Source organism: Mesorhizobium salmacidum (SeqCode), from assembly GCF_037179605.1.
In the GTDB taxonomy this organism is placed as follows: Bacteria; Pseudomonadota; Alphaproteobacteria; order Rhizobiales; family Rhizobiaceae; genus Mesorhizobium; species Mesorhizobium salmacidum.
In genome coordinates, this window is record NZ_JAPYKS010000004.1 from 59719 (window position 1) to 81056 (window position 21338).

The 21338-nt window shown below is 64.4% G+C and carries 18 protein-coding genes; 11 read left to right on the forward strand and 7 right to left on the reverse strand.

The genetic code is table 11. The annotated features are described in order from the left end of the window. Window positions 1-10: 10 nt before the first annotated feature. Entirely contained in the window at window positions 11-757 is a 747-nt protein-coding gene (locus tag O7A60_RS06645) for an MOSC domain-containing protein (RefSeq protein ID WP_337105602.1), read from the reverse strand. Next, window positions 757-2712, reverse strand: coding sequence for an acetate--CoA ligase (acs, locus tag O7A60_RS06650; RefSeq protein ID WP_337105603.1), 1956 nt, complete (start codon window positions 2710-2712; stop codon window positions 757-759). The genes O7A60_RS06645 and acs overlap by 1 nt, the downstream gene beginning before the upstream one ends. Window positions 2713-3017: 305 nt before the next feature. Between acs and O7A60_RS06655 the strand changes: the two genes are divergently transcribed. Next, the gene (locus tag O7A60_RS06655) at window positions 3018-3290 is read left to right on the forward strand and encodes an usg protein (protein WP_140503972.1); all 273 of its coding nucleotides are present in this window, start codon (window positions 3018-3020) and stop codon (window positions 3288-3290) included. 152 nt (window positions 3291-3442) lie between these two features. On the opposite strand, the gene O7A60_RS06660 is transcribed toward O7A60_RS06655, so the two are convergent. Both O7A60_RS06660 and O7A60_RS06665 read right to left on the reverse strand, forming a co-directional pair. Further along, on the reverse strand, window positions 3443-4477 hold the full coding sequence (locus O7A60_RS06660) for an aldo/keto reductase (RefSeq protein WP_337105604.1): 1035 nt from the start codon (window positions 4475-4477) through the stop codon (window positions 3443-3445). 55 nt (window positions 4478-4532) lie between these two features. After that, window positions 4533-5714: an MFS transporter gene (locus tag O7A60_RS06665; protein ID WP_337105605.1), complete on the reverse strand. Its 1182-nt coding sequence runs from the start codon at window positions 5712-5714 to the stop codon at window positions 4533-4535. A gap of 119 nt (window positions 5715-5833) precedes the next feature. Between O7A60_RS06665 and O7A60_RS06670 the strand changes: the two genes are divergently transcribed. Then, the gene (locus O7A60_RS06670) at window positions 5834-6739 is read left to right on the forward strand and encodes a LysR family transcriptional regulator (RefSeq protein ID WP_337105606.1); all 906 of its coding nucleotides are present in this window, start codon (window positions 5834-5836) and stop codon (window positions 6737-6739) included. Window positions 6740-6799: 60 nt separating this feature from the next. Here O7A60_RS06670 and O7A60_RS06675 read toward each other — a convergent pair whose 3' ends face one another. Both O7A60_RS06675 and O7A60_RS06680 read right to left on the reverse strand, forming a co-directional pair. Then, complete coding sequence (locus O7A60_RS06675) at window positions 6800-7849, reverse strand: aldo/keto reductase (protein ID WP_337105607.1); 1050 nt, start codon at window positions 7847-7849, stop codon at window positions 6800-6802. Window positions 7850-7951: 102 nt separating this feature from the next. Next, a complete protein-coding gene (locus O7A60_RS06680) occupies window positions 7952-8614 on the reverse strand; it encodes a YggS family pyridoxal phosphate-dependent enzyme (protein WP_337105608.1) in 663 nt (220 codons plus the stop codon). 152 nt (window positions 8615-8766) lie between these two features. On the opposite strand from O7A60_RS06680, the gene leuS reads away from it, so the two are divergent. From leuS to O7A60_RS06700, 4 genes are read left to right on the forward strand one after another with little or no spacing between them, the layout of a single operon-like run. Continuing rightward, complete coding sequence (gene leuS, locus O7A60_RS06685) at window positions 8767-11391, forward strand: leucine--tRNA ligase (RefSeq protein ID WP_337105609.1); 2625 nt, start codon at window positions 8767-8769, stop codon at window positions 11389-11391. Next, window positions 11378-11956, forward strand: a complete 579-nt coding sequence (gene lptE / locus O7A60_RS06690; protein ID WP_337105610.1) for an LPS assembly lipoprotein LptE — start codon at window positions 11378-11380, stop codon at window positions 11954-11956. Before leuS ends, lptE begins: the two co-directional genes overlap by 14 nt. Window positions 11957-12015: 59 nt before the next feature. Further along, window positions 12016-12210: a hypothetical protein gene (locus O7A60_RS06695; RefSeq protein ID WP_337105611.1), complete on the forward strand. Its 195-nt coding sequence runs from the start codon at window positions 12016-12018 to the stop codon at window positions 12208-12210. A gap of 2 nt (window positions 12211-12212) precedes the next feature. Then, window positions 12213-14729 (forward strand): DNA translocase FtsK, encoded by a 2517-nt coding sequence (locus O7A60_RS06700; protein ID WP_337105612.1) that lies wholly within the window; start codon window positions 12213-12215, stop codon window positions 14727-14729. Between the two features lie 79 nt (window positions 14730-14808). On the opposite strand, the gene fsa is transcribed toward O7A60_RS06700, so the two are convergent. Further along, complete coding sequence (fsa, locus tag O7A60_RS06705) at window positions 14809-15465, reverse strand: fructose-6-phosphate aldolase (protein WP_027145130.1); 657 nt, start codon at window positions 15463-15465, stop codon at window positions 14809-14811. Between the two features lie 91 nt (window positions 15466-15556). Here fsa and O7A60_RS06710 point away from each other — a divergent pair, with 91 nt between their 5' ends. From O7A60_RS06710 to atpA, 5 genes are all read left to right on the forward strand, one after another. After that, entirely contained in the window at window positions 15557-17740 is a 2184-nt protein-coding gene (locus O7A60_RS06710) for a primosomal protein N' (protein ID WP_337105613.1), read from the forward strand. Window positions 17741-17790: 50 nt separating this feature from the next. Continuing rightward, entirely contained in the window at window positions 17791-18486 is a 696-nt protein-coding gene (locus O7A60_RS06715; RefSeq protein WP_337105614.1) for an aspartate/glutamate racemase family protein, read from the forward strand. Between the two features lie 95 nt (window positions 18487-18581). After that, window positions 18582-18977, forward strand: a complete 396-nt coding sequence (locus O7A60_RS06720; protein WP_127275645.1) for an AGROH133_08824 family phage infection protein — start codon at window positions 18582-18584, stop codon at window positions 18975-18977. A 246-nt stretch (window positions 18978-19223) separates the two neighbouring features. Continuing rightward, on the forward strand, window positions 19224-19784 hold the full coding sequence (locus tag O7A60_RS06725) for a F0F1 ATP synthase subunit delta (RefSeq protein ID WP_337105615.1): 561 nt from the start codon (window positions 19224-19226) through the stop codon (window positions 19782-19784). Next, on the forward strand, window positions 19784-21313 hold the full coding sequence (gene atpA / locus O7A60_RS06730; protein WP_027145125.1) for a F0F1 ATP synthase subunit alpha: 1530 nt from the start codon (window positions 19784-19786) through the stop codon (window positions 21311-21313). The genes O7A60_RS06725 and atpA overlap by 1 nt, the downstream gene beginning before the upstream one ends. The last annotated feature ends 25 nt before the right edge of the window (window positions 21314-21338 follow it).

Here is a 21338-nt window from a genome sequence, read left to right on the forward strand (position 1 = left end):
GGTCGGCAGGTCAGACAAACCGCATCGGCGCACCGATTTCGACACGGCCAGGCTGGTCGACGGTGCAATAGACGCCGAGATTGTGGCCGTTGTGGCGGACCAGATTGCGCAGGATCCCTGGATCATTGTCGAAACCGTCCTGGGCGATGATGGTGAAGCCGCAGCGGCGGCACGGCTCGGAGATGGTCAAGACCAGGTCGCCGATGGCGAGCTTGCGGCCGATCCATTCGGTTTCGGGAAACGAGCCCTCGACCGGAGCGATGTCGACGACGATGTTGGGGCGGAAGCGGCGCGGATCGGCGGCCCCTTCCGGATGCAGTGCCTTCAGCCGCGCCAGCGATGCCGTGGTCAGGAGATGGATCGGCGCCTTGCGGTAGCGTTCCGCGGTCAGCGGACCGGCATAGCCTGCCGCATTCTCCCTGCGGAACGGCCGGATCGAGACGCCGAAGCCGAGATAGGCCGACACGGCGCGGTCGCATTCGGCGCTGGGTGCGGCGAGCCAGTCGCCATCGGGGATGGCGATTTCCAATTCGCCGCCGTGGCTCAGCCGGGTGCGGATGCTCGGCACCTTGTGCCATTTGGCGTCACGATCGGGCCGGGCGATCTCGTTGTCCGAGATGTCGACGAGGCCGAACATACGGTCGCCCTCGATGCTGTGGGTGCCGACCAGGATGGCGTCCTGGCGCTCGCCGGCGAGCGAACTCGCCGGATAGCGCCACAACTGGGTGACGGTGCCCAATGCCGCGTCTTCCCGCATCAGCCCTTCTTGTTCTGCCGGTTGGCGATGAGATCGTCGACCACGGCCGGATCGGCAAGCGTCGAGGTGTCGCCAAGTGCGGAGAAATCGTCCTCGGCGATCTTGCGCAGGATGCGGCGCATGATCTTGCCCGAACGCGTCTTGGGCAGGCCGGGCGCGAACTGGATCTTGTCGGGCGTCGCGATGGCGCCGATCTCCTTGCGGACATGGGCGACGAGTTCCTTGCGCAACTCTTCGCTCGGCTGCTCGCCGGCCATCAGCGTGACATAGCAATAGATGCCCTGGCCCTTGATGTCATGGGGATAGCCGACCACGGCGGCCTCGGAAACCTTGTCATGGCTGACCAGAGCCGATTCGACCTCGGCCGTGCCCATGCGGTGGCCGGAGACATTGATGACGTCGTCGACGCGGCCGGTGATCCAGTAGTAGCCGTCCGCATCGCGGCGGCAGCCGTCACCTGTGAAATATTTTCCCTTGTAGGCGGAGAAATAGGTCTGCACGAAACGGTCGTGATCGCCATAGACGGTGCGCATCTGGCCCGGCCAGGAATCGGTGATGCAGAGGTTGCCGTCGGCCGCACCGTCCACCACCTTGCCCTCGCTGTCGACCAGTTGCGGCTGGACGCCGAAGAAGGGCCGTGTCGCCGAGCCTGCCTTGAGGTCGGTAGCGCCCGGCAGCGGCGTAATCAGGATGCCGCCGGTCTCGGTCTGCCACCATGTGTCGACGATCGGCACCTTGCCGTCGCCGACGACGTTGAAATACCACTCCCAGGCTTCCGGGTTGATCGGCTCGCCGACCGAGCCCAGCACGCGCAGCGATTTTCGCGATGTCTTGGTGACATGCGCGTCGCCGGCGCCCATCAGCGCGCGCAGCGCTGTCGGGGCGGTGTAGAAGATGTTGACCTTGTGCTTGTCGATGACTTCCCAGAAGCGCGACTGCGAGGGGTAGTTCGGCACGCCCTCGAACATCAGCGTGGTGGCGCCGTTGGCGAGCGGTCCATAGACGATGTAGCTGTGGCCGGTCACCCAGCCGACATCGGCGGTGCACCAGTAGATGTCGCCGTCATGACAGTCGAAGACATATTGGTGCGTCATCGATACATAGACGAGATAGCCGCCGGTGGTGTGCAGCACGCCTTTCGGCTTGCCGGTCGAGCCCGACGTGTAGAGGATGAAAAGCGGATCCTCGGCCTTCATCTTCTCCGGCTTGCACTCAGGCTTCACCGTCGCGACTTCGTCGTGATACCAGACATCGCGCCCCGGCGCCCAGCCGATCTTGCCGCCCGTGCGGCGCACGACCACGACGGTCTTGACCTTGACATGGTGCTTGGCGGCAACGTCGATCGCCTTGTCGGTGTTCTCCTTCAGAGGAATGGGTTTTCCTCCACGCAGACCCTCGTCGGCAGTGATGACGAAGGTCGATTCGCAGTCGACGATGCGGCCGGCCAAGGCGTCCGGCGAAAAGCCGCCGAAGACGACCGAATGAATGGCGCCGATACGCGTGCAGGCCAGCATCGCGTAAGCCGCCTCCGGGATCATCGGCATGTAGATGGTAACGCGGTCCCCTTTCTTGACGCCGTGCTTCTTCATCACATTGGCAAGCCGGCAAACATGCTCGTAGAGCTCGTTGTAGGTGACCTTCCTGTCGTCGTAAGGGTTGTCGCCTTCCCAGATGATGGCGGTCTGGTCGCCGCGCTTCTTCAGGTGGCGGTCGATGCAATTATACGAGACGTTGGTCTGGCCATCCTCGAACCACTTGATCGAGACCTTGCCGTCGAAGGAGGTGTTCTTGACCTTGGAGAAGGGCTTGAACCAGTCGATCCGCTTGCCGTGCTTGCCCCAGAACTTGTCCGGGTTCTTCACGCTGTCGGCATACCATTTGAGGTAAGTGTCATTGTCGATCAGCGCGTTCTTCTTCCACGCCGGCTGGACGCGATGGACATGAACCTCGGACATTCTTGGCTTTCCTCCCGAACCAATCCGCGGGCTTGAAACGCCCGCGGGATCGCGGCCACGCAGCCGCGAATTCGGCGGCATTATTACCAGTTCCGCCGCGACGGCAACATTAGACGTTGGATTCGCGTGGCGGGATGCCGCAGGGGCGCTTTCCGAGGCTGTCAGCACTCGACGCGGTTCGCTGCTAACTGCATGTTTTTGTGGGAAAAGTTCGTTCTGCGATCAAGAAAAATCAATAGACAGTTAAGTAACGGCGCGCACAATTGGTGCTTGGGAGGACACGAGAATCAACCTTGGGGACCGCAATGCGCGACCATCTGGAAATGGACCTGATGCTCAAAGGCTACGGCCTGACCACGGCCAAGATTCTTTATCATTTTCCCGACCACCCGCATCTCCTGCAGAGCTTCGTCTGGCAGGACTACGACATCGCTCCGACATTTCCGGTGCTGATCAGGTTCATCGAATTCTGGAAGGCCAAGCTCGACGGGCCCCTGCATTCGGTCAGCTACACGCACCAGAAGCTGATCGCGCCGAACGAATGGCGCAAGGTGGATGGCGAGTTCGTGCTGCACTGAGGGTGCGTCGATATTCAGGTGAGGCCGGCCTGCGAATGGCGGCTCCTGCGCTTCCGGTGCTCACGGACTTCAGTACGCTCCGCTCCGGTTCTCGGAAGCCGTCATTCTCGACTCAGCCTGACCTGAAATCTCGATGCACCCTGAGCCGGCGATCAAACCGCCGGCGGGTTCAGCCGGGCAAAGCCTTCCTGACGCCGATAGGGGAAATAGGGGTAGGGCGCGGTGACCTCGCTTGCGGCGTCGAGCTTTTTCATCTGCTCCGGCGTCAGCGTCCAGCCGACGGCGCCGAGGTTCTGTCGCAGTTGCTCCTCGTTGCGGGCGCCGATAATGACGGAGGAAACGGTCGGGCGCCGCAGCAGCCAGTTGATCGCGATCTGCGGAACCGTCTTGCCGGTTTCCTCAGCCACGGCGTCGAGCGCATCCATGACCCGATAGAGATGCTCATCCTCGACCGGCGGGCCGAAGCTCGCGGTCTCGTGCAGCCGGCTCTTTTCCGGCAAGGGCTGGCCGCGGCGGATCTTGCCGGTCAGGCGGCCCCAGCCGAGCGGGCTCCACACCAGTGCGCCGAGGCCCTGGTCGAGGCCGAGCGGCATCAGCTCCCATTCATAGTCGCGGCCGAGCAGCGAATAGTAGACCTGATGCGCGACATAGCGTGGGTAGCCGTGCATCTCCGCCAGGCCGAGCGACTTCATCACTTGCCAGCCGGAGAAGTTGGAGACGCCGACATAGCGCAGCTTGCCGGAGCGAACGAGGCCGTCCAGCGTCGACAGAACTTCCTCGATCGGCGTCCCGGCATCGAAGGCATGCAGCTGCAGCAGGTCGATATAATCGGTGCCGAGGCGCTTCAGCGCGGCGTCGACCGACTTGATCAGCCGCGAGCGCGATGAGCCAAAGTCGGCCGGCCCGTCGCCCATGGGCAGCGCGGTCTTGGTCGAGATCAGCACCGCGTCGCGCCGGCCCTTGATCGCTTCGCCGAGCACCTCCTCCGAGGCGCCGTTCGAATAGACGTCGGCGGTGTCGAACAAATTGATGCCGGCCTCGAGGCAGATGTCGATGAGGCGCCGCGCTTCGCTGGCGTCACTGTTGCCCCAGGCACCGAACAGCGGCCCGGAACCGCCAAAAGTTCCGGCGCCGAATGAGAGCGCCGGCACATTCAGGCCCGATGCGCCGAGACGTCGATAGTCCATTTTCTTGCTCCTGGTGGTTTGTGAAGAGGGGAGGCGATTCGGGTGTCGGCTGATGTCACGACCGGACGGTGGCAGGCGCGCCTGACGTGGTGCCACGATCGAGGCGAAGCGCCAGTCCGGCCACGGCGAGTGCCGCCAGCGGCAGCAGGGCGGCGACCCAGGTGAGCGAACCCAGCCCAAGGCCATGGGCGATGACCGTGCCGCCAAGCCAGGCGCCGGCCGCATTGCCGAGATTGAAGGCGGCGATGTTGAACGATGAGGCCAGGCTTTGGCCGGCGCCTTGCGCTTTCTCCAGCACCCACATCTGCAGCGGCGCCACGGTGGCGAAGGCGGCCGCGCCGAGCAGGCCGACATAGATCACGGCCATGACCTGGCTGTGGATGGCGAAGCTCATCGTGGCAAGCACCAGCGCCAGCACCACGAGGCTGCCGAGCACCGCCGGCACCAGCCAGCGATCGGCGACCTTGCCGCCGGCGAGATTGCCGGCGATGAGACCGCCGCCGAAGACGAGCAGGATCGGCGACACGGCAGCTTCCCTGAAGCCGCTGATCTCGGTGAGCAACGGGGCGATGTAGGTGAAGACGGCGAAGACGCCGGCATAGCCGAGCACCGTCGTGGCGAGGCCGAGCAGGACGGGCGTGCGGCGCAGCACGGCGAGATCGGCGCGCAAATCGCTCTTCTCGAGCGCTGCGTGGCCGCGCGGCACCAGGGCCAGGATGACGGCGAAGGCGGCGAGGCCGACCGCGGTCACCGCCCAGAAGGTCGCGCGCCAGCCGAAGGCCTGGCCGAGCCAGGTGCCGAAGGGCACGCCGAGGATGTTGGCGATGGTGAGCCCAGTGAACATCAGCGCGATCGCCGAAGCCTTCCTGTTGGGCGCGACCAGACCAGTGGCGACCACCGAGCCAACGCCGAAGAAAGTGCCATGGGCAAAGGCGGTGATGATGCGGGCACCCATCAGCGTCCAGTAATCGGGTGCCAGCGCACAGGCGAGGTTGCCAATCGTGAAGATCGCCATCAGCGCCAGCAGCACGGTTTTGCGCGGCCAGTTGCCGGTGGCGATGGTCAACAGGGGCGCACCGATGACAACACCGAGCGCATAACCCGAGATCAATTGGCCGGCGGCCGAGATCGACACACCAAGATCCTTACTGACATCTATGAGCAGGCCCATGATCACGAATTCGGTGACACCGATGCCAAAGGCACCGGCAGCGAGGGCATAGAGAGCAAGAGGCATGGCGGTCCCATCTGTCAGCAAAGGACGCCCAGTCCGCGCCCCCGGCCCGGAAGATCGTGATCCGCCATGTTGTGAACCAGACTTGCCCAAGGCATATTTCCTGTGAAATAGATTCACAGATGGCCAGGCCCGATATCAACCGCTCCGGCGAGATCGAAGTCTTCGTACGCGTCGTCGAAGCGGGGAGCTTCTCGGCCGCGGCGCGGCGGCTGCGCATGACACCGTCGGCGGTGAGCAAGCTGATCGCGCGGCTCGAAACACGGCTTGGCGCGCGGCTTGTCAGCCGCTCGACGCGCAAGCTCCAGCTCACGCCGGAAGGGACGGCCTTCTACGACAGCGGCGTGCGCGTCCTGGCTGACCTCGATGCCGCCGAGCGGGAAGCGGCGGCGGGTGCGGCGCCGCGCGGGCGGCTGAGGGTCAATGCCTATGTGCCGTTTGGCCAACATCGGCTAATGGCACTGCTGCCGCGCTTTCTGGAACGGTATCCGGAGATTTTCGTCGAGGCTGTGCTGACCGACAGCGTGATCGACCTGTTGGAAGAGCGCGCCGATGTCGCGATCCGCGCCGGGCCGCTTCGCGAGTCACGGCTGGTGGCGCGCAAGCTCGGCCAGAGCCGGATGGTGGTGGTTGCCGCGCCTGCCTATCTCGAAGCGCGCGGCACGCCGCTGACGCCCGGCGATCTCGGCCGTCACAACATGCTTGCCTTCGGTTTCGTCCGATACATCGACGGCTGGCCGTTCATCGACGCGGCTGGCGCTCCGATCATGGTCCCGATAGCAGGCACTGCCACGGTGAGCGACGGCGAGGCGATGCGGTTGTCCGCCCTATCAGGAGCGGGCATTGCGCGGCTGGCGCGCTGGCATGTCGAGCCCGACATTGCCGCCGGCCGGCTGGTGCCGCTGCTGGAAGACTTCAACCCCGGCGACGAAGAGCCGACGCACGCCGTCTATGTCGGCCAGGGCAAACACCTGCCTGCACGGGTGCGGGCCCTTCTCGACTTTCTCGCCGAGACCGTCCGGCTGTAATCGAAGCCGCGCGTCCATGGGACACGCGGCGTCGAAACGGCTGGCTTGCCAGCGGTAGGGCTATGCCTTCGGGACGAAAGGCGCCGGACGACGGCCGGCGCCCTGGCGTTCGACCATCCAGCCGGGATATTCGGCCGGCAAGGCGCTCACCTCGTCCAGCCTGGCCAGATCGTCGGCATCGAGCTTGAGGCTGGTGGCGGCGAGGTTCTGCTCGAGCTGCTCCATGCGGCTGGCGCCGATGATCACACTCATGACGAAAGGCTTGGCCAGGACATAGCCGAGCGCCACGGTGGCGACGCTGACATCATGTTTCTTGGCGACCTCGCGCATGACGGCGACCGCTGCCCAGGCGCGGTCCTCGTTGACCGGCGGGAAGTTGAAGGACGCGCGGCGGCCTTCGCCATTGCCCGGCGCGCCGGGGCCGTATTTGCCGGACAGCAGCCCGCCGGCCATCGGCGACCATACCATCAGGCCGAGCTTCTCCTCGTTGATCAGCGGCACGATCTCGCGCTCGAGGTCGCGGCCGGCGATCGAATAATAGGACTGGATGGTCTCGAAGCGGGCAAAACCCTTGCGGTCGGCGATGCCGAGCGCCTTGGCGATGCGCCATGCCTGCCAGTTGGACACGCCGACATAGCGGACCTTGCCGCTAGAGACGAGATCATCGAGTGCCCGCAGCGTTTCGTCGATCGGCGTCACCGCGTCGGTGCCGTGCAACTGATAGAGATCGATGTGGTCGAGCTGCAGCCGTTCGAGGCTGGTATCGACCGAATCCATGATGTGGCCGCGCGAGGAGCCGCGCTGGTTCGGCCCGTCGCCCATGGCGGCATGGACCTTGGTGGCGATGACCACGTTCGACCTGGCAACACCGAGATCCCTAAGCGACTGGCCGAGAAGGCGTTCGGACTCGCCGACGGAATAGACGTCGGCCGTGTCGAAGAAGTTGACGCCGGCGGCGATCGAGCGGCCGACGATTTCGTTGACGCCCTTCTGGTCGAGGCTGGCGATCAGGCCCCATTGGGCGTTCTGGCCGGCGGCGCCGAAGGTCATGGTGCCGAGGCAAAGTTCGGAGACGAAAAGCCCGGTATTTCCAAGCTGATTATAACGCATCGTGATGCTCCAGGAGGATGTGTGGTGACATCGGGACAAATAGGAACGGTACGTTTCGTTTCAAGCGCTGGGGCAATGAACTAGCCGGGCTGGCCTAAGCGACTACCGGTTGCCGAAGATCGCCGAACCCACGCGGACGCTGGTGGCACCGAAGGCGATCGCGGTCTCGTAGTCGCCGGACATGCCCATCGACAGTTTGGCGACGCCGGCCTCTCTCGCCATTTTTTCCAGCAGTGCGAAATGCGGGCCGGGATTCTCGTCCGCCGGCGGAATACACATAAGGCCTTCGATGGCGAGGCCATGAACTTCCCGGCAGCGCTTGACGAAGGTGACCGCCTCGCGCGGTTCGATGCCGGCTTTCTGCGGTTCGGAACCGGTATTCACCTGGACATAGAGCTTTGGCGCACGGCCTTGCCTGGCAATTTCCTTGGCGAGCTCGGCGGCGATCTTGTCGCGGTCGATGGTCTCGATGACGTCGAACAGCGCCACCGCCTCCTTGGCCTTGTTCGACTGCAGCGGGCCGATCAGGTGTAGTTCGATATCGGGAAAAGCCTTTTTCAGCGCTGGCCATTTGCCTAGTGCTTCCTGGACGCGGTTCTCGCCGAAGACGCGTTGGCCGGCCTCGATCACCGGCTGGATATCGACGGCATCGAAGGTCTTGGAGACCGCCACCAGCGTCACCGCGCCGGCTTCACGGCCGGCCTCCTGCTCGGCGGCGGCGATCCTCGCCTTGACCGCGAAAAACTGCTGAACGGTGTCGCCCATATGCAAATCCCGCTGTTTGACTCGCGTTTTTGTCAGCCGCGACGCCCATATGGTTGACGGGTTTGCCAAACCATGGTGAACACCCGGACCACATTTCGTGAACTGCCGGGCTCTTGCCCGCAGTTCGCATGCTTTTAAGTGAAAAACGTCCCATGGCAACCGAACGATACAATCCGCGCGCGTCAGAACCCAAATGGCAGAAGGTCTGGGCCGAAAAGAAGCTTTTCGAAGCGCACAATGACGATCCGCGCCCGAAATACTACGTGCTGGAGATGTTCCCCTATCCGTCGGGGCGCATCCATATCGGCCATACCCGCAATTATACGATGGGCGACGTAGTGGCGCGCTACAAGCGGGCCAAGGGCTTCAACGTGCTGCATCCGATGGGCTGGGACGCCTTCGGCATGCCGGCCGAGAACGCGGCCATGCAGAACAAGGTCCATCCCAAGGAGTGGACCTACCAGAACATCGCCACCATGCGCGAGCAGCTCAAGGTGATGGGCCTATCGCTGGACTGGGCGCGCGAATTCGCCACCTGCGACGTCGATTATTACCACCGCCAGCAGATGCTGTTCCTCGACTTCGTCGCGAAGGGGCTGGTGACGCGCAAATCTTCCAAGGTCAACTGGGACCCGGAGGACATGACGGTGCTCGCCAACGAGCAGGTCATCGACGGGCGCGGCTGGCGCTCTGGCGCGCTGGTCGAACAGCGCGAGCTGACGCAATGGTTCTTCAAGATCACCGACTTCGCGCAGGACCTGCTGGATTCATTGGACGGCCTCGACGAATGGCCCGAAAAAGTGAAGCTGATGCAGCAGAACTGGATCGGCCGTTCGGAAGGCTTGCTGATCCGCTGGCCGCTGGCCTCGGAAATTGCCGGCGAGCATGAGTTGGAGGTCTACACGACGCGGCCCGACACCATTTTCGGCGCCTCGTTCATGGCGATCGCCGCCGATCACCCGCTGGCCAAGAAGGCCGCGGCGACCAATCCGGCGCTGGCGAAGTTCATCGACGAAGTGCGCCATATGGGCACTTCGGTGGCGGCTCTCGAGACGGCCGAGAAGAAGGGCTTCGACACCGGTATCCGCGTCGTTCATCCCTTCGACGATACCTGGACGCTGCCGGTCTATGTCGCCAATTTCGTGCTGATGGAATACGGCACCGGCGCCATCTTCGGCTGCCCGGCGCATGACCAGCGCGACCTCGACTTCGCCAACAAATACGGCTTGCCAGTGGTGCCGGTGGTGATGCCGGACGGCGAGAACCCGTCGGCTTTCCAGATCATCGACGAGGCCTATGTCGACGATGGCGCGATGATCAATTCGCGCTTCCTCGACGGCATGAAGCCGGACCGGGCTTTCGACGAGGTCGCGAACCTGCTGGAACAGAAGACGATCGGCAACCGGCCGATGGCCGAGCGCAAGGTGAATTTCCGCCTGCGCGACTGGGGCATTTCGCGCCAGCGCTACTGGGGCTGCCCGATCCCGATGATCCATTGCGAGGATTGCGGCGTGGTGCCGGTGCCGAAGGCCGACCTACCGGTCAAGCTGCCGGACGACGTCGATTTCGACCGTCCTGGCAATCCGCTCGACCGTCACCCGACATGGCGGCATGTGAAGTGCCCGCAATGCGGCAAGGACGCGCGGCGCGAAACCGACACGATGGACACGTTCGTCGATTCGTCCTGGTACTTCGCCCGCTTCACGGCGCCCTGGGCGCATGAGCCGACCGATCCCAGGGCAGCGAACGAGTGGCTGGCCGTCGATCAGTATATTGGCGGCATCGAGCATGCGATCCTGCATCTGCTCTATTCGCGCTTCTTCACCCGCGCCATGCGCGAGACCGGCCATGTCGACCTGGCCGAGCCGTTCAAGGGCCTGTTCACGCAAGGCATGGTGGTGCACGAAACCTACCGTGTCGGCTCGGCATCGAATGGCCGCTGGCTGGCGCCGACCGAAGTGCGTCTGGAGGAAGTCGACGGCAAGCGCCGCGCCATCGACATCGCCACGGGCGAGGCGGTCACCATCGGCCCGCTCGAGAAGATGTCGAAGTCGAAAAAGAACACGGTGAGCCCGGAAGACATCACCGATGGTTACGGCGCCGACACGGCGCGGTGGTTCATGCTGTCGGATTCACCGCCCGAACGCGACGTCGAGTGGACCGACGAAGGTGCCGCCGGCGCACATCGCTTCATGCAGCGCATCTGGCGCCTGGTGTCGACGGCGGCCGAGACGCTGGCAGGGGTCACACCCAAGGCGGTCAATGACGGCGAGGCCGGGGCGGTTTCCAAGGCCGCGCACAAGATCCTGAAGGCGGTCGGCGAAGACATCGAGAAGCTCGCCTTCAACCGTGCCATCGCCCGCATCTATGAACTGGCCAACGCGCTGACCACCCCGCTCAACGAGGTGGCGGAAGGCAACGCCGATCGGGCGCTGAAAAACGCCTGCCGCGAGGCCGTCGAGATCATGGTGCACCTGATCGCGCCTGTGATGCCGCACCTTGCCGAAGAGTGCTGGGAGACGCTGGGCGGCAGCGATCTGGTGGCCGAACGGCCGTGGCCGGTCTTCGATCCGGCGCTGGTCGTCGACAATGAAGTCACCTATCCGGTACAGGTCAACGGCAAGAAGCGGGGGGATTTGACAATTGCCCGCGACGCGGACCAAGGTGCGGTCGAAAAAGCGGTCTTGGCTCTCGACTTCGTGCAGAAGGCACTTGAAGGCAAGGCTCCGCGCAAGGTGATCATCGTGCCGCAGAGGATCGTCAATGTCGTTGCCTGATCGGGAAAAGACAGAGTTGAGCCGTTTGCTGCGCCGCATCGCGCTTGCCGGTCTTGTCGGCTCGCTTGCACTCGTTTCGGCCTGTCAGGTGCGGCCGCTCTATTCGAGCGCGCCGCTGTCGACCGGCTCCACAGCCAATGCCGAGCTGGCGTCGATCGCCGTCAAGCCGGTCCGGACGCGTTATGCCCAGCAGGTGCGCAACAATCTGATCTTTGGGTTCGGGCGCGGTGCCGGCGAACCGGCTTCGGCGCTTTATTCGCTCGATCTCGGCGTGACCGAAGCCGTTGAATCCTCGGCACTCGTCCAGGTTGGAACCGATCAAGACGAGCCGACCGCCGGTTCGGTGACGCTGACCGCCGGCTACACGCTGACCGATGCGAAAACCGGCGCGGTGATCGCGGTCGGCAGGCGGGCGATCACCTCGTCCTTCGACAGGCCGCGTCAGGAATTTGCCTCCTACCGGGCGCAGATCGACGCCGAGAACCGTGCCGCGCGCGAACTGGCCGAGGCCCTGCAACTGTCAATCGCGCAGGATCTGGCCCGACACGGCACGGCAGCCAGCTAGCGCCACTCTTCGTTCACGAAAGACGTCCTCTCGATCCTGATGCCCCCGGCTGTTTCCCGATGGCCAAGCGCCGGCGCTTGCACATGCTCGGCCCGCATCTGCGGATGATCGTCGAATACGATCCAGCGCTCGAATCCGTATCGTTCGGCATCGCCGCGAAAGATAATTTTTCGCTCGCTCCAACAGCACTGACGGAAGCAACTGTTAACCACTCGCTCCCTATTGCTCAGCAGACGTTCCACAGTGAGTCTTGAGCATGGAAGCCAGGCGTTTTTCTCGGGTCAATTCGATGCACACAGCTTCGCCCGATGACCCCGAAAGGGAGCGCTCCGGCGGCCCGCGCGGCAAGGTGGATGTCCCCCAGTCCGGTGCTTCGCATGCGGGCCATTCCGGGCGGGTAGCCGATCCCGGCGACGACCGCAGACCCTCCGTCGGGCCGAACGGGAAACCCGCGGCGGACAATGCTTTCCCGCAGGGCGACACCGAAAGCCCTGCCTGGCAAGAGTATTTTTTCCTTGCGCCCAATGTGCGTTTTACACGCACGCCGGACTATGAACCCAAGCATCGCCAACCGCATGACGAGGTTGCCGCGCAGGTCGGGCCTGGCGCCGTCATGCATCGCGGACCGTCACCGGCCGCGTCCGCTCAGCCGGCGCGCGGCGGCGAGACGTCGCAAGGTGTTCAGCCGCCGGCTCTGAAGATGCCCGCAACGGCACGAGCGGCCACGCGGCCGGCGCCCGTTGTCGTGAATGGCGCGCCGGTCAAAACAGCCACCGCTGAAAAAGCCCGGCGGCCCTATCTTTCGGATCACGCCTTCTTCGAGGGCTTGGCTCCCCTTCTGGTTGACGTGACGTCGCCGGCCCCCTCAGTCAGCCCGGTTTCGCGTGTACCGGTCCCGGCTGCGCCGGTCGCCGCGGCGCGGGCCGACATCTCCGCGTCCGCCGTGGCCGATGTCACCGCCTTGTTCCGTGTCATCGAATGCCTTCCGAGCCAGGCCTCGTCCGCACTGCCGGACGTCTTTCCGGCCAACTCCAACAAAGCCTTGGTCGAGCCGCCCGTTCCGGCGGGCAGGGCTGTCCGGCAGGGTCGGGCGACGGCAGTGGTCGCATCTGCCGCAAGCAGCGCCGCCCCACTTGTGCAGCGGGTGGAGGAAACCGTTGCCACCGTGCGCGGGCCGTCGCTGCCCATGGCTGGCAAGGTTGCGCGGCCGGTGACGGGCGAAAGCTACGAGCTCCCCTCGGAGGAACTGCTGCAGCAGCCGCCGGAAGGGCAGGGCTTCTACATGTCGCAGGAGCGGCTCGAGCAGAATGCCGATCTCCTGGAAAGCGTGTTGGAGGATTTCGGCGTTCGCGGCGAGATCATCCACGTTCGCCCTGGCCCGGTCGTTACCCTCTACGAGTTCGAGCCGGCGCCGGGTGTCAAGTCGTCGCGCGTCATTGGCCTCGCCGACGATATCGCCCGCTCCATGTCGGCGGTCTCGGCGCGCGTCGCCGTCGTGCCCGGCCGCAATGTCATCGGTATCGAGCTGCCGAACGAGACCCGCGAGACCGTCTATTTCCGCGAACTGATCGAATCGCAGGGTTTCCGCAAGACCAGCTGCAAGCTGGCGCTTTGCCTTGGCAAGACGATCGGCGGCGAACCTGTCATTGCCGAGCTGGCGAAAATGCCGCACCTGCTCGTCGCCGGCACCACCGGCTCCGGCAAGTCGGTCGCCATCAACACCATGATCCTGTCGCTGCTCTACCGGTTGAAGCCGGAAGAATGCCGGCTGATCATGGTCGACCCGAAAATGCTTGAGCTCTCCGTCTATGACGGTATCCCGCACCTTCTGACCCCCCTCGTCACGGATCCCAAGAAGGCCGTTACCGCGCTCAAATGGGCGGTGCGCGAGATGGAGGATCGCTATCGCAAGATGGCGCGGCTCGGCGTGCGCAACATCGACGGCTACAATGAGCGCGCCGCCCAAGCCCGCGACAAGGGCGAGACGGTCGTCATGACCGTGCAGGCTGGCTTCGAGAAGGGCACCGGCGAGCCGCTGTTCGAACAGCAGGAAATCGATCTCGCGCCGATGCCTTACATCGTCGTCATCGTCGACGAGATGGCCGACCTCATGATGGTTGCCGGCAAGGAGATCGAAGGCGCCATCCAGCGCCTGGCGCAGATGGCGCGCGCCGCCGGCATCCACCTGATCATGGCAACGCAGCGGCCTTCGGTCGATGTCATCACCGGCACGATCAAGGCCAATTTCCCGACCCGCATCTCCTTCCAGGTCACCTCCAAGATCGATAGCCGCACCATCCTGGGCGAGCAGGGCGCCGAGCAGCTGCTCGGCCAGGGCGACATGCTGCACATGATGGGCGGCGGGCGCATTGCCCGTGTGCACGGCCCCTTTGTTTCCGACGCCGAGGTCGAGCATGTCGTGGCGCATCTGAAGGCGCAGGGCCGTCCCGAATATCTGGAGACCGTGACGGCCGACGAGGATGAAGAGGAAGAGGAGGGCGACCAGGGTCCGGTCTTCGATAAGGGAGCCGTTGCCGCCGAGGATGGCGATTCCAGCTATGACGAGGCGGTCAAGGTGGTGTTGCGCGACAAGAAATGTTCGACGTCCTACATCCAGCGCCGCCTCGGCATCGGCTACAACCGCGCGGCTTCACTGGTCGAACGCATGGAGAAGGAGGGTCTGGTCGGCGCACCCAACCATGTCGGCAAGCGCGAGATCATGGCGGGCAAGCGCCAGCCGGCGGCCGCGCCCCCCGACGACGGCACGGACTGACCGGGCGGTCAGCTCTTGATCCGCAGCGCATGAAAAAGGCCGGTTGCCCGGCCTTTCTTCGTATCTGGTGTGGAACCGCTCAGCCGATCTTCTGGCCGGTCTTGGCCCAGTCGGCGAGGAAGGCGGCTAGGCCCTTGTCGGTCAGCGGATGGTTGACCAGCGCCTTCAGCGTCGCCGGCGGCGCGGTGATGACGTCGGCGCCGATGAGAGCCGCCTGCTTGACGTGGTTCACCGTGCGCACGGAAGCGGTCAGGATCTCGGTCTGGAAATCGTAGTTGTCGTAGATCTGACGGATCTCCTGGATCAGTTCCATGCCGTCCGAGCCGGTGTCGTCGATGCGGCCGACGAAGGGCGAGATGAAGGACGCGCCGGCCTTGGCCGCGAGCAGCGCCTGGGTGGCCGAGAAGCACAGCGTGACGTTGACCATGCGGTTCATCTCGGTGCGGATCGTCTTGCAGGCCTTCAGGCCGTCCAGCGTCAGCGGCACCTTGATGGCAATATTGGGCGCGATCTTGGCCAGCACCTCGGCCTCGGCCATCATCTGCTTGAACTCGGTCGCCACGACCTCGGCCGAGACCGGGCCTTCGACGATGTCGCAGATCTGCTTGGTGACCTCGATGATCTTGCCGCCCGATTTCAGGATCAGCGAGGGATTGGTGGTGACGCCATCGAGCAGCCCCAGATCGTTCAGTTCCTTGATCTCTTTGATATCGGCGGTGTCGGCAAAAAATTTCATGGCGGGTCTCCTGACGATTTCGTCGTGCTTGGGAAGGCACGTTCAGCGTTGCTCTTTGATCTAGACCAAAGTCAGGGCAAGGTCACGCCTCATGATCGAAGATTCGCCCTTTGTCGCGGCCGCGCCGGTGCTGGTGCCGATGCCGGCCGAACGCCCCTACACCTATGCCGTGCCGGCCGGCATGCGCGTGGTGCCGGGTTCGATCGTGCGCGTGCCGCTTGGGCCGCGCCAGGTCGCCGGCATTGTCTGGGACGGCGCGGTCGAGCAGGTCGATGCCAGGAAATTACGTCCGATTGAGCAGGTTTTCGACTGTCCGCCAATCGACCGCGCCATGCGCCGCTTCGTCGACTGGGTGGCGCAGTACACGCTGTCGCCGCCGGGCATGGTGGCGCGCATGCTGCTCAGGGCGCCGGAAGCCTTTGATCCCGAACCCTGGATCGAAGGGCTTCAGCGCACCCTGCTCGTGCCCGACCGGATGACCGATGCGAGGGCCCGCGTGCTGGAGACGGCCGAAGGTGGCCTTGCCTGGACGCGATCCGGGCTCGCGCACGCCGCGGGCGTGTCGGCGACGGTGATCGAGGGGCTGAAAGCGCAAGGCGTGTTCGAGACGGTGATGATCCCGCCGCGCCCGGTGGTGGCCGCGCCTGACCCAAGCTATGCCGTACCGGAGCTGATGCCGGACCAGAACGAGGCCGCGTCGATGCTGCGCGCCAATGTCGCGGCCGGCGAGTTCAATGTCGCGTTGCTCGACGGCGTCACCGGTTCGGGCAAGACGGAGGTTTATTTCGAGGCGGTGGCGGCCGCGCTCGAGCAGGGCAGCCAAGTGCTCATCCTGCTGCCGGAAATCGCCTTGACGCACGCCTTTCTCGAACGCTTCCAGCAACGTTTCGGCGCCAAGCCGGGCGAATGGCATTCGGATTTGCCACCGCGAATGCGTGAAAAGGTCTGGCGCCAAGTGGCGGAAGGCGGCGTGCGCGTCGTTGCCGGCGCGCGCTCGGCGCTGTTCCTGCCCTTCCGCGAGCTTGGCCTGATCGTCGTCGACGAGGAGCACGACCCCGCCTACAAGCAGGAAGACCGCGTCTTCTACAATGCGCGAGACATGGCTGTCGTGCGCGGCCATATAGGCGGCTTCCCCGTCGTCCTGGCATCGGCGACGCCGTCGGTCGAGAGCCGGGTCAATGCCAGCCAGGGCCGTTATGCCAGGGCTGTGCTTTCCGCCCGCTTCGCCGAGGCGGCACTTCCCGATCTCAAGTCGATCGACATGCGCCGCGCCCCGCCCGCCCGTGGCGGCTTCCTGTCGCCGGTGCTGATCGACCATATGCGCCGGACGCTGGAGAAGAAGGAGCAGTCGCTGCTGTTTCTCAACCGGCGCGGCTATGCGCCGCTGACGCTGTGCCGGGTCTGCGGCCATCGCTTCGGCTGTCCGGTATGCTCGGCCTGGCTGGTCGAACACCGCTTTCGCGGCCAGTTGGTGTGTCATCACTGCGGTCACAACGAGCGCCGTCCCGAAGCCTGCCCGGAATGCGGTACGCTCGACCATCTGGTGGCTTGCGGGCCGGGGGTCGAACGCATCGCCGAGGAGGTCGTGACGCATTTCCCGGACGCGCGCACCATCGTGCTGTCGTCGGACATCATGGGCGGTGTACGCCGATTGCGGCTGGAGCTGGAGGCAATCGCCAATGGCGAGGCCGATATCGTCATCGGCACGCAACTGGTCGCCAAGGGCCACAATTTCCCGAACATGACGCTGGTCGGTGTCGTCGACGCCGATCTCGGCCTTGCCAATGGCGATCCGCGTGCCGCCGAGCGCACCTTCCAGCTGCTCAGCCAGGTGACCGGCCGTGCCGGCCGCACCGGCAAGAAGAGCCTTGGCCTGCTGCAGACCTTCCAGCCCGACCATCCGGTGATGCGGGCGATCGTCTCAGGCGATGCCGAGTCTTTCTACCAGCGCGAGATTTCGGAGCGCGAACGCGCTGCCTTGCCGCCCTTCGGCCGGTTGGCCGGCGTCATCGTCAGCGCGGTGACGCGGGCGGAAGCGGAAGGCCATGCACGCGGCCTGCGCCGCGCGGCACCGGAAGCGTCGGACCTGTTCGTGCTCGGGCCGGCGGAGGCCCCGCTGTCGCTGCTCGGCGGCCGTCACCGCTTCCGCCTGCTGATCCAGGGCGAACGGCGCGCCGACATGCAGGGTTTTATCAGGGCAATGCTCGCCAACGGACCGAAGCAGCGCGGCTCGGTCCGGGTGCAGGTCGACATCGACCCCCAGAGTTTCTTGTAGGGACGCAATTTCGACTACAGCTATCTCAGCGAAAGAAACGGAAAGATCACATGAAAACCCTTGGCCTGCTCGGCGGCATGAGCTGGGAATCGACAGCTATCTACTACCGCCTGCTCAACGAGATCGTGCGCGAGCGCCTTGGCGGCTTGCATTCGGCGAAGCTGCTGCTCTGGTCGTTCGATTTTTCCGAGATCGCGGAGCGGCAGCATCATGGCGATTGGCACGGCGCCGGCGCGCTGCTGACCGATGCCGCGCGCAAGCTTGAGGCCGGCGGCGCGGAGGGCTTGCTCTTGTGCACCAACACCATGCATAAGCTGGCCGACCCGGTGCAGGCGTCCGTGTCGATCCCGCTGATCCACATCGCCGATGCCACCGCGGCCGCGATCAGGCAGGCCGGGTTGCGGCGGCCGGCGCTGCTGGCAACGCGGTTCACCATGGAGCAGGACTTCTACAAGGGCCGGCTTGCCGACAAATATGGCCTCTCGCCAGTGGTGCCCGATGACGCCGGGCGCGACATGGTCCATCGCGTCATCTACGAGGAACTCTGCCAGGGCGTTGTCTCCGAAGCTTCGAAGGCCGCCTATGTCGCCGAGGCAAACCGCCTTCGCCGCGAAGAGGCCGCCGACAGCCTGATCATGGGCTGCACCGAGATCACCATGCTGATCGGCCAGGGCGATTTCGACATTCCGGTTTTCGACACGACGCGTATCCATGCCGAGGCGGCGGTGGAATTCGCGCTCGGTTGATGCGCGTCTCCTAAAGTGGCTGGAGCCATCTGGCGCGGCATTTTTCCTTCGCTAGAATGCCCGTGATTTCAAAGCAGACATTTCGAGGGGACACGATGGACTTTGCGCTTCCATGGCCGACGAGCCAGGGCGAATGGCTGGCCTGGTCGAGCGCGGTCTTCACCGTGCTGCTCGGCCTTCTGTTCTTCCTGGCGCCGGGCCTGGCGTTCCGCATCCTGCGCCTGCAGGCCAAACCCGAGAAGGCGGCGGCGATCGCCGAAGGCCGAGGCCGCATGTCGGGCTTCTATCTAGGGGTCGGCTTGTGCTGCATCCTGCTCGCGCAGCCGCTGGTCTACATGGCGCTCGGCTTCTCCTGGCTGTTCACCGCCTTCGGCCGGCTGCTGTCGATGATGTCGGATGGCGCCAATACACCTTTCAACTGGGTTTCCATCGTGGTGGAACTGGCGCTCGCGGCCTTGCCGCTCGCCTTTGCCTTCGGCTTTGTGCCCTGAATCCAAGGGTATTCCGGCGCGCAGGACCCGAGTCTTTCGCCGGATGCGACAATAGTGCCTGAAAACCATGCGGAACGACGCATTGCGGTCTTAAAATGCCTGTGCTAGACGGCAATCGACTTTCGGCCGGGGATAGCGGAAGCCGCGCCTCCGTGCTTGGAAAAATGCAGTAAGGTCAAAGATTTAGCCAGAGTTTTTGCTCGCGCCAACAATCTGCGGCCTGTCAGACAAGAGAAAAGACGGTCCGTGGCCCAATCGTCATCGCCAATCTCAGGTGTCGCAGAGCGCTATGCCGGTTCGCTGTTCGAACTGGCATCGCAGGCAAATTCGGTGGCCAAGGTCGAGGCCGACCTGAACGGTTTCGAGGCCATGCTGGCGGGCAGCGCGGACCTCACCCGGCTGATCAACAGCCCGGTATTCTCCAGCGAGGACCAGGCCAAGGCCATCGCGGCGATCGCCGACAAGGCCGGCATCACCGGCCTGACTGGCAATTTCCTGCGCGTCGTCGCCAAGAACCGCCGCCTGTTCGCGGTGCCCGGCATGATCAAGGCGTTCCGCCAGATCGCCGCTGAGCACCGTGGCGAGGCTGCTGCTGAAGTGACGTCGGCGCATGAGCTGACCGCGGCCCAGCAGACCGAACTCAAGGCGGCGCTGAAGAGCGTTGCCGGCAAGGACGTGGCCATTTCCGTCACCGTCGACCCGTCGCTGCTTGGCGGACTGGTGGTCAAGATGGGCTCGCGCCAGATCGATACGTCGCTCAAAACCAAACTCAATTCGCTCAAGCTTGCACTGAAAGAGGTCGGCTGATGGACATCCGCGCCGCGGAAATTTCCGCAATTCTGAAAGACCAGATCAAGAATTTCGGCAAGGAGGCTGAGGTCTCCGAAGTCGGACAGGTGCTGTCCGTCGGTGACGGTATCGCCCGCGTCTACGGTCTCGACAATGTCCAGGCCGGCGAAATGGTCGAATTCCCCGGCGGCATCCGCGGCATGGCGCTCAATCTCGAAGCCGACAATGTCGGCGTCGTCATCTTCGGCGCCGACCGCGACATCAAGGAAGGCGACACCGTCAAGCGCACCGGCGCCATCGTCGACGCGCCTGTCGGCCCCGGCCTGCTCGGCCGCGTCGTCGACGCGCTCGGCAACCCGATCGACGGCAAAGGCCCGATCAAGGCGATCGAGCGCAAGCGCGTCGACGTCAAGGCGCCCGGCATCATCCCGCGCAAGTCGGTGAACGAGCCGATGTCGACCGGCCTCAAGGCCATCGATGCGCTGATCCCGGTCGGCCGCGGCCAGCGCGAGCTGGTCATCGGCGATCGCCAGACCGGCAAGACCGCCATCATCCTGGACACGATGCTCAACCAGAAGTCGGTGCACGACAACGGTCCTGAGAAGGAAAAGCTCTACTGCGTCTACGTCGCCGTCGGCCAGAAGCGCTCGACCGTCGCGCAGTTCGTCAAGGTGCTGGAAGAGCGCGGCGCGCTCGAATATTCGATCATCGTCGCCGCCACCGCGTCCGATCCGGCGCCGATGCAGTTCCTGGCGCCGTTCACGGCCTGCACCATGGGCGAATATTTCCGCGACAACGGCATGCATGCGCTGATCAGCTATGACGATCTGTCGAAGCAGGCCGTGGCCTATCGCCAGATGTCGCTGTTGCTGCGCCGTCCGCCGGGCCGCGAAGCCTATCCGGGCGACGTCTTCTACCTGCACTCGCGCCTGCTCGAGCGCGCCGCCAAGCTCAACGACGACCTGGGAGGCGGCTCGCTGACCGCCCTGCCGGTCATCGAGACGCAGGCCAACGACGTGTCGGCCTACATCCCGACCAACGTGATCTCGATCACCGACGGCCAGATCTTCCTCGAAACCAACCTGTTCTTCCAGGGCATCCGTCCGGCCGTCAACGTCGGCCTGTCGGTGTCGCGCGTCGGTTCCTCGGCGCAGATCAAGGCGATGAAGCAGGTTGCCGGCTCGATCAAGGGCGAGCTCGCGCAGTACCGCGAAATGGCTGCTTTCGCGCAGTTCGGCTCGGATCTCGATGCCGCCACGCAGCGCCTGCTCAACCGCGGCTCGCGCCTGACCGAACTGTTGAAGCAGCCGCAGTTCTCGCCGCTGAAGACGGAAGAGCAGGTCGCGGTGATCTTCGCCGGCGTCAACGGCTATCTCGACAAGCTGCCGGTCAACCAGGTCGGCAAGTTCGAGCACGGCCTGCTCAGCCACATGCGTTCGGCCGGCAAGGACGTCCTCGACGCCATCCGCAAGGAAAAGGCGCTGTCGGACGATCTGCGCGCCAAGCTGAAGGCCGAGATCGACGCATTCGCCAAGACCTTCGCCTGAGCGAAGTGCCAGTCTGGATGAGACA

What these genes read in the sequence shown, in the direction of transcription:
- O7A60_RS06645 (WP_337105602.1), bottom strand. Translation starts at nt 757, where the DNA reads ATGCGGGAAGACGCGGCATTGGGCACCGTCACCCAGTTGTGGCGCTAT.
- lptE (WP_337105610.1), top strand. Translation starts at nt 11,378, where the DNA reads ATGTCGTTGCCTGATCGGGAAAAGACAGAGTTGAGCCGTTTGCTGCGC.
- O7A60_RS06675 (WP_337105607.1), bottom strand. Translation starts at nt 7,849, where the DNA reads ATGCGTTATAATCAGCTTGGAAATACCGGGCTTTTCGTCTCCGAACTT.
- O7A60_RS06710 (WP_337105613.1), top strand. Translation starts at nt 15,557, where the DNA reads ATGATCGAAGATTCGCCCTTTGTCGCGGCCGCGCCGGTGCTGGTGCCG.
- O7A60_RS06715 (WP_337105614.1), top strand. Translation starts at nt 17,791, where the DNA reads ATGAAAACCCTTGGCCTGCTCGGCGGCATGAGCTGGGAATCGACAGCT.
- O7A60_RS06660 (WP_337105604.1), bottom strand. Translation starts at nt 4,477, where the DNA reads ATGGACTATCGACGTCTCGGCGCATCGGGCCTGAATGTGCCGGCGCTC.
- O7A60_RS06665 (WP_337105605.1), bottom strand. Translation starts at nt 5,714, where the DNA reads ATGCCTCTTGCTCTCTATGCCCTCGCTGCCGGTGCCTTTGGCATCGGT.
- O7A60_RS06700 (WP_337105612.1), top strand. Translation starts at nt 12,213, where the DNA reads ATGGAAGCCAGGCGTTTTTCTCGGGTCAATTCGATGCACACAGCTTCG.
- acs (WP_337105603.1), bottom strand. Translation starts at nt 2,712, where the DNA reads ATGTCCGAGGTTCATGTCCATCGCGTCCAGCCGGCGTGGAAGAAGAAC.
- O7A60_RS06680 (WP_337105608.1), bottom strand. Translation starts at nt 8,614, where the DNA reads ATGGGCGACACCGTTCAGCAGTTTTTCGCGGTCAAGGCGAGGATCGCC.
- O7A60_RS06655 (WP_140503972.1), top strand. Translation starts at nt 3,018, where the DNA reads ATGCGCGACCATCTGGAAATGGACCTGATGCTCAAAGGCTACGGCCTG.
- O7A60_RS06695 (WP_337105611.1), top strand. Translation starts at nt 12,016, where the DNA reads ATGGCCAAGCGCCGGCGCTTGCACATGCTCGGCCCGCATCTGCGGATG.
- atpA (WP_027145125.1), top strand. Translation starts at nt 19,784, where the DNA reads ATGGACATCCGCGCCGCGGAAATTTCCGCAATTCTGAAAGACCAGATC.
- fsa (WP_027145130.1), bottom strand. Translation starts at nt 15,465, where the DNA reads ATGAAATTTTTTGCCGACACCGCCGATATCAAAGAGATCAAGGAACTG.
- leuS (WP_337105609.1), top strand. Translation starts at nt 8,767, where the DNA reads ATGGCAACCGAACGATACAATCCGCGCGCGTCAGAACCCAAATGGCAG.
- O7A60_RS06670 (WP_337105606.1), top strand. Translation starts at nt 5,834, where the DNA reads ATGGCCAGGCCCGATATCAACCGCTCCGGCGAGATCGAAGTCTTCGTA.
- O7A60_RS06720 (WP_127275645.1), top strand. Translation starts at nt 18,582, where the DNA reads ATGGACTTTGCGCTTCCATGGCCGACGAGCCAGGGCGAATGGCTGGCC.